The sequence below is a fragment of the Lichenifustis flavocetrariae genome, assembly GCF_026130545.1.
In the GTDB taxonomy this organism is placed as follows: domain Bacteria; phylum Pseudomonadota; class Alphaproteobacteria; order Rhizobiales; family Beijerinckiaceae; genus Lichenihabitans; species Lichenihabitans flavocetrariae.
Genome location: NZ_JAMOIM010000099.1, coordinates 1 through 6,396, shown reverse-complemented (window position 1 = coordinate 6,396; position 6,396 = coordinate 1). Strand labels below are relative to the sequence as shown.

The following is a 6,396-nucleotide window of genomic DNA, read 5'->3' as shown; positions in this document are numbered from 1 at the left end:
AGGCAGATCTCGGAGGCGATGCTAGCAGCGCCTGAGCCGATGAGGATGCCCGTACGACGTGTCATGAAGTCGCTGTCGTAACCGGGGCAAATTCGCGGGCATTGAGGCTTGCGTGGGCTGTCGCGGCGTGATTCACGCTGGCGATGTCGTTGCCGGATAACCGACGAGCTTGCAGAGGTGATCGCGGGATCCGAGCCCTGAAGTTTCGATCGCTACAAATGCGCCGAGCGTTTTCGCATTCCCGGTCACCGACTTTGCTGATCACGTCGGGGTCGCAGACACCGTACGCTACGAATTCTCCGACGCGTATGTGGGCCGTGTGAAACTCGTCGGCGGGTCGGGCACGACGCCTGCGCTCGAACGAAGCCTTCCCCACTGCAAGCATCCCGCCCGCCTGGCGTCATGCCGCTTCGGTCCACGTATCTGAACAATTGGAACTGACATGAACGAAGGTCCGGCGAAAGGGTGCGTGATCTCGGTTCGGGGCGCCGTCGTCGACGTGAGCTTCGCCGGCGCGGCCCTCCCCGCCATCGACACCGCCCTCGTCGTGCAGTGGGACCGTCCCGAACCGCTCGTCCTCGAAGTTCACAGCCACGTTGATTCCTCTACCGTGCGATGCATTGCCTTGCAGGCCACCGCAGGCCTCGCCCGCAGCACGCGGGTTCGCACGACCGGTGGTCCGATCTCGATCCCGGTCGGTGATGCCGTGCTCGGGCGGCTCCTCGACGTCGTCGGCACCGTCAGAGACCGAGGGCCGCTGTTGCCGCCCGGGACGCCGAGACGCGGCATCCACAATCCGCCACCCTCCATGGAGGACGAGACGTCCAGCACCGAGGTGTTCGAGACGGGGATCAAGGTCATCGACCTGCTCGCGCCGCTTCTCCAGGGCGGCAAGGCCGCGATGTTCGGCGGCGCCGGCGTCGGCAAGACGGTGCTCGTCATGGAACTGATCCACGCCATGGTCGAGAAGTACCAAGGCATCTCGGTCTTCGCCGGCGTCGGCGAGCGTTCGCGGGAAGGCCATGAGCTTCTGACCGACATGCAGGGGTCGGGCGTCCTGGCCCGCACCGTGCTCGTCTACGGCCAGATGAACGAGCCGCCCGGCGCGCGCTGGCGTGTTCCGCTGACGGCGCTGACGATCGCCGAGTTCTTCCGCGATCAGAAGCACCAGAACGTGCTGCTGCTGATGGACAACGTCTTCCGCTTCGTCCAGGCCGGCGCCGAACTGTCGAGCCTGCTGGGGCGCCTGCCGTCCCGGGTCGGCTACCAGCCCACGCTCGCGACCGAGGTCGCGGCCTTGCAGGAACGCATCGCGTCGGTCGCCGGCGCGGCGGTCACGGCCATCCAGGCCGTCTACGTCCCGGCCGACGACTTCACCGATCCGGCCGTGACCGCGATCTCCAGCCACATGGACAGCATGATCGTGCTCTCGCGCGACCTCGCGGCCGCGGGCTTCTACCCCGCCATCGATCCGCTCGCCTCCACGTCGGCGCTCCTGGATCCGATCCTCGTCGGGGAGGAGCACTACCGGGTCGCGGAGCGCGCCCGCGAGGCCCTGGCCCGCTTCAAGGACCTCGAGGATATCATCGCCCTGCTCGGCGTCGAGGAACTCGGTGCCGCTGATCGCGAGACCGTCAAGCGGGCCCGGAGGCTCCAACGCTTCCTCAGCCAGCCCTTTGCCGTGACGGAGGCTTTCACGGGAACTCCCGGGCGAAGCGTCCCCCGTGCGGAAACGATCGCCGGCTGTCGAGCCATCCTGGACGGCGAGACCGACGAATGGGCCGAAAGCTCACTCTACATGGTCGGCAACCTGGACGAGGCGCGGCAGAAGGAGACGGACGCGAAAAAGACGGATCGGCCGGCGTGAAGCTGCGCATCGACACGCCGCTTGCGACCGTCGTCGACGAGGAAAGCGTCCTCGCGTTCCGGGGAGAGGACGCGAGCGGCGCCTTCGGAATCCGGCCGCGGCACGCCGAATATCTCACCAGCCTGACGATCTCCGTCGTGAGTTGGACGGCAGCAGGGGGGAAGCAACGATGCTGCGCCGTGAGGCGCGGCGTCCTGACCGTCACGCCCGGACGCGACATCGCCATCGCCACCCGTGAGGCGATCGCAGGGGACGACATCGCGACGCTCGAAAGAACCGTCCTGAGCCGATTTCGCGACGAGATCGAGACAGAGCGGGCCGAGAGGGTCGACAGCACCCGCCTGCAACTGCGCGCCATCAGGGAAATCGTGAGTCATCTCCAAGGCGGACGGCCGCCATCGGAGACCTTCGGATGACGGCGTCGAACCACGACCCGGTCGATGATGACCAGCTCCTCGGCAGCGTCAGGCTGCGCGGCACGCGGCACCGGGCTTGGCTGCGCGACGGCGAGCCCTCCGTCGCCCGCCGCCTGGCCCAGATCGGCGTTCTCGGCTGGATCGTCGTGGTGCCCATGCTGCTCGGCGTCTTCGCCGGACGCTGGCTCGACCGGACCTTCGACTCCGGTCTTTTCTGCACCGCTCCGCTGCTGATGCTGGGGGCCGCGCTCGGTTGCTGGTCGGCCTGGAAGTGGACGCAGACCGCATGAGCGCCTGGGCATACCACGGCTGGCCGTCCTGGGCCGTGGCCGCGAGCTTCGCGGCCTATTTCGCCGGGGGGCTCGCGCTCGGCGGCCTCCACTTCGGCGGTCTGTGGTGGAACACGCGCTTGTTCGCCGATGGAGGCCGGCTGACGCTGGCCATGGCCGCGATGCTCGGCCGGATCGTGTTTCTGGGGGGCGTGCTGACATTGGTCAGCTTCGAGGGCGCGCCACCGCTGCTCGCGACGGCCACCGGCGTGCTCCTGGCCCGCGCGGTCGTGACCCGCCGTACCCGCCGGAGGACGTGGTGACATCTCCCCTCGCCAGCCTCGCGCTGTTCCACGTCGGTCCGGTGCCGATCACGGCGGCCGTGATCGTCACCTGGGCTATCATGGCGGTCCTGACCCTGGGCAGTGTCCTCGTCACGCGTCGACTGACCCTCGTCCCGTCGAGAACGCAGGCCGCCTTCGAACTCGTCGTCGACACGGTGGACGGCCAGATCCGGGACACAATGCAGCTTAAGCCGGGACCTTATCGTGCCTTCGTCGGCACGTTGTTCGTTTTCATCTTCGTGGCCAATTGGTCGTCGCTCGTTCCGGGAGTTGGACCGCCCACCGCCAAGCTCGAAACCGATGCCGCCCTCGCGCTCCTCGTTTTCGTCGCGGTGATCTGGTTCGGCATCCGCGCCGGCGGCCTGCGCGGTTACCTCGCGACCTTCGCCTCGCCCAATCCCGTCATGATCCCGCTCAACTTCATCGAGAGCCTGACGCGCACCTTCTCCCTCCTCGTGCGCCTGTTCGGCAACGTGATGAGCGGCGTCTTCGTGATCGGCATCGTCCTGTCGCTGGCCGGCTTCCTCGTCCCGATCCCGCTCATGGCGCTCGACCTGCTGACAGGGGCCGTCCAGGCCTACATCTTCGCGATCCTCGCGATGGTTTTCATCGCTGGCGCGGTCAGCGACGGGAAACCCGCGTGCGCCATCCCCGACCTCCCCAATCCAAGGACAACCTCATGAACTGGCTTGCCTGCGCCAGCATCGTTTCGGCCGCGCTGGCGGTCTCGTTCGGGGCGATCGGCCCCGCGCTCGCGGAAGGACGCGCGGTCGCCGCCGCCATGGATGCCATCGCACGCCAGCCCGAGTCGGCGAATACGATCTCGCGCACGCTGTTCGTCGGGCTCGCGATGATCGAGACGATGGCGATCTACTGCCTCGTCATCGCGCTTCTGCTGCTCTTCGCCAACCCGCTGCTGAAGTCGTGACCCCATGACAATCGACTGGTGGACGCTCGGCTTTCAGACCGTCAACGTCGCGGTGCTCGTCTGGCTCTTGCAGCGGTTCTTCTGGAAGCCCGTGTCGGCCATGATCCAGCAGCGCCGCAGCACGGTGCAGGGCCAACTCGACGACGCCGCGGCCAAGCGCAAGCAGGCGACCGAGGCGCTGGCCGGGATCGCCGCGACACGCGCCGGTTTCGCCAAGGAAGGCGAAGCGATCCGGACGGCGGCCCATGCCGCGGCGTCGCAGGACAGCACCGCGCAACGGGAGCAAGCGAGCAAGGCGGCAGCGGTGCTGGAAGCCACGGCGCGGGCCGCGATCGAGACAGACCGGTCGAACGCCGAAGCCGCCGCCGCGCGCCGCGCGAGCGACCTTGCGGTCGACATCGCGAAGCACCTCGCGGCGCGGCTCGACGGCGCCGCCGTGCAGGCCGCCTTCCTGGATTGGCTCGTCAAGGCGATCGAGGCGATGCCGGAGGCCGCGCGCCGCCTCGCCGGGGCGGAGGGCGCAACGCTCGAAGCGGTCAGCGCGACGCAGATCGCCGCCGCCGACCAGGCTCGCTATAGCGAGGCGATCACCCGCGCTTTCGGGTCCCGTCCACGCATCACGTTCCGGGCGGATCCCTCCCTCATCGCCGGCCTTGAACTGCGCGGCGCCAACCTGGCCGTCAGCAACAGCTGGCGCGCCGATCTTGCGCAGGTCCTGGCGGACCTGAAGCGATGACGATGGATGCTGAGGCGCGCGCCGACGCCTGGCTCGCGGACGCCCGATCCACGCTGGGATCGACGCAGCTCGGGCCCCAGGTCGAGCAGATCGGCCGGGTCGAGGAGGTTGGCGACGGAATCGCGCTCGTCTCCGGGTTGCCTCTCGCGCGGCTCGACGAGCTGCTGCGGTTCGGCAAGGGGCAGTTCGGCTTCGCCCAGGTGCTGGAGCAGGACCGGATCGGTTGCGTCCTGCTGGACGACGTCGATGGCGTGGAGGCCGGCGATGCCGTCCGCGGCACGGGCGACGTCGTCCGCGTGCCGGTCGGGTCGGGCCTGCTCGGCCGCGTCGTCGATCCGCTCGGTCGGCCGCTCGACGGAAACGGGCCGATCGAGGCGGACAGCCGAGAGCCGATCGAGCGACCGGCGCCGGCGATCATCGACCGGGACCTCGTCACCGAGCCCGTCCAGACGGGACTGATCGTGATCGACGCGCTCTTCGCGCTTGGCCGGGGCCAGCGTGAACTCATTATCGGGGACCGCGCCATCGGCAAGACGACGATCGCGATCGACACGATCATCAATCAAAAATCGAGCGACATGGTCTGCGTCTACGTCGCGGTGGGCCAGAAGAGTTCGAGCATCCGCCGCGCCGTCGACGCCATCCACGCCGGCGGTGCCCCGGAGCGGTGCATCATCGTGATCGCCGAGGCCGCGAGTTCCCCCGGCCTGCAATGGATCGCGCCGTTCGCCGCGATGACGATGGCCGAGTATTTCCGCGATCGCGGTCAGCACGCCCTGATCGTGATCGACGACATGACCAAGCACGCCGCGACCCATCGCGAGATCGCGCTGCTGACGCGCCAGTCGCCCGGCCGCGAGGCCTATCCGGGCGACGTGTTCTACGTGCATGCGCGCCTGCTGGAGCGGGCCGCCAAGCTCTCGAAGGAGAAAGGCGGCGGCTCGCTCACGGCTCTTCCCATCGCGGAGACCGATGCGGGGAATCTCAGCGCCTACATCCCAACCAACCTGATCTCGATCACGGACGGCCAGATCGTGCTGGACGCCAAGCTTTTCCGCCAGGGCCAAAAGCCGGCGGTCGACGTCGGCACCAGCGTGAGCCGCGTCGGTGGCAAGACCCAGGCTCGCGCCCTCAGGGACGCTGCCAACACGCTGCGTCTCGACTACGCTCAGTTCCTCGAACTGGAAGCGTTCACCCGGTTCGGCGGGATGCCGGACACACGGGTCCGGAACCAGCTCGCGCGGGGCGCCCGCATCCGCGCGATCCTCGAACAGCCGCAGCATTCGCCCCTGCGGTTGGCCGACGAAGTCGCCCTGGTGCTCGCGGTGCAGTTCGGCCTCCTCGACACGATCCCGTTGCCGACCGTGGATACCGTCCGCAAAGGCTTGCGGGATGCGCTCGACAAGGACGCCGCCCAGGCGGTCCGCCAGATCGAAGACAAAGGTGTGCTCGACGGCGCGACGAGGCAAGCGCTTCGCGCCGTGCTGGAAGGCTACGTCAAGACGTTGATGCCGACGCCGGTAACGGCCCCAACATCGGCCAAGCCGGCGTGACCGAGCGTCTCGCCGAGGTCGGAGCACGGATCGACGGCATCCGGCAGCTTGGTGCGGTGGTGAATGCGATGCGCGGCATCGCGGCCGCCCGCGCCCAGCAGGCCCGCGCCCAGCTCGCCTCCGTCGACAGCTATGCGGCCGCGATCGTGGCGGCGATCGGACAGGCCCTATCCCTACCGCCCGCGATCCGTCCGGAACGTCCCGCGCATCGGCAGACCGGCTCCGCGCTGGTCGTGTTCTGCGCCGAACAGGGTTTTGCCGGCGCCTTCAGCGAGCGCCTCCT

The 6,396-nt window shown here is 68.4% G+C and carries 9 protein-coding genes; all 9 read left to right on the top strand.

The features are described 5' to 3' along the window. Positions 1–442: 442 nt before the first annotated feature. A complete protein-coding gene (gene atpD, locus M8523_RS35510; protein WP_282589516.1) occupies positions 443–1,867 on the top strand; it encodes a F0F1 ATP synthase subunit beta in 1,425 nt (474 codons plus the stop codon). Further along, positions 1,864–2,283 (top strand): F0F1 ATP synthase subunit epsilon, encoded by a 420-nt coding sequence (locus M8523_RS35505; protein ID WP_282589515.1) that lies wholly within the window; start codon positions 1,864–1,866, stop codon positions 2,281–2,283. Before atpD ends, M8523_RS35505 begins: the two co-directional genes overlap by 4 nt. Continuing rightward, complete coding sequence (locus tag M8523_RS35500; RefSeq protein WP_282589514.1) at positions 2,280–2,573, top strand: AtpZ/AtpI family protein; 294 nt, start codon at positions 2,280–2,282, stop codon at positions 2,571–2,573. Before M8523_RS35505 ends, M8523_RS35500 begins: the two co-directional genes overlap by 4 nt. Continuing rightward, the gene (locus M8523_RS35495; RefSeq protein ID WP_282589513.1) at positions 2,570–2,875 is read left to right on the top strand and encodes an ATP synthase subunit I; all 306 of its coding nucleotides are present in this window, start codon (positions 2,570–2,572) and stop codon (positions 2,873–2,875) included. The genes M8523_RS35500 and M8523_RS35495 overlap by 4 nt, the downstream gene beginning before the upstream one ends. Continuing rightward, on the top strand, positions 2,872–3,579 hold the full coding sequence (locus tag M8523_RS35490; RefSeq protein ID WP_282589512.1) for a F0F1 ATP synthase subunit A: 708 nt from the start codon (positions 2,872–2,874) through the stop codon (positions 3,577–3,579). Before M8523_RS35495 ends, M8523_RS35490 begins: the two co-directional genes overlap by 4 nt. Then, positions 3,576–3,824, top strand: a complete 249-nt coding sequence (locus M8523_RS35485; protein ID WP_282588289.1) for a F0F1 ATP synthase subunit C — start codon at positions 3,576–3,578, stop codon at positions 3,822–3,824. Before M8523_RS35490 ends, M8523_RS35485 begins: the two co-directional genes overlap by 4 nt. Positions 3,825–3,828: 4 nt before the next feature. Beyond that, entirely contained in the window at positions 3,829–4,560 is a 732-nt protein-coding gene (locus M8523_RS35480; protein ID WP_282589511.1) for a F0F1 ATP synthase subunit B family protein, read from the top strand. A 2-nt stretch (positions 4,561–4,562) separates the two neighbouring features. Then, entirely contained in the window at positions 4,563–6,113 is a 1,551-nt protein-coding gene (locus M8523_RS35475; RefSeq protein ID WP_428352016.1) for a F0F1 ATP synthase subunit alpha, read from the top strand. Continuing rightward, positions 6,110–6,396 (top strand): F0F1 ATP synthase subunit gamma (locus M8523_RS35470; RefSeq protein ID WP_282589509.1); only part of this gene is annotated, 287 nt, incomplete at its 3' end. The genes M8523_RS35475 and M8523_RS35470, both read left to right, overlap by 4 nt.

Bases quoted from the DNA above. Each gene is read 5' to 3' on its own strand.
- M8523_RS35485 (WP_282588289.1), top strand. From the start codon at position 3,576: ATGAACTGGCTTGCCTGCGCCAGCATCGTTTCGGCCGCGCTGGCGGTC.
- M8523_RS35495 (WP_282589513.1), top strand. From the start codon at position 2,570: ATGAGCGCCTGGGCATACCACGGCTGGCCGTCCTGGGCCGTGGCCGCG.
- M8523_RS35500 (WP_282589514.1), top strand. From the start codon at position 2,280: ATGACGGCGTCGAACCACGACCCGGTCGATGATGACCAGCTCCTCGGC.
- M8523_RS35475 (WP_428352016.1), top strand. From the start codon at position 4,563: ATGGATGCTGAGGCGCGCGCCGACGCCTGGCTCGCGGACGCCCGATCC.
- M8523_RS35480 (WP_282589511.1), top strand. From the start codon at position 3,829: ATGACAATCGACTGGTGGACGCTCGGCTTTCAGACCGTCAACGTCGCG.
- atpD (WP_282589516.1), top strand. From the start codon at position 443: ATGAACGAAGGTCCGGCGAAAGGGTGCGTGATCTCGGTTCGGGGCGCC.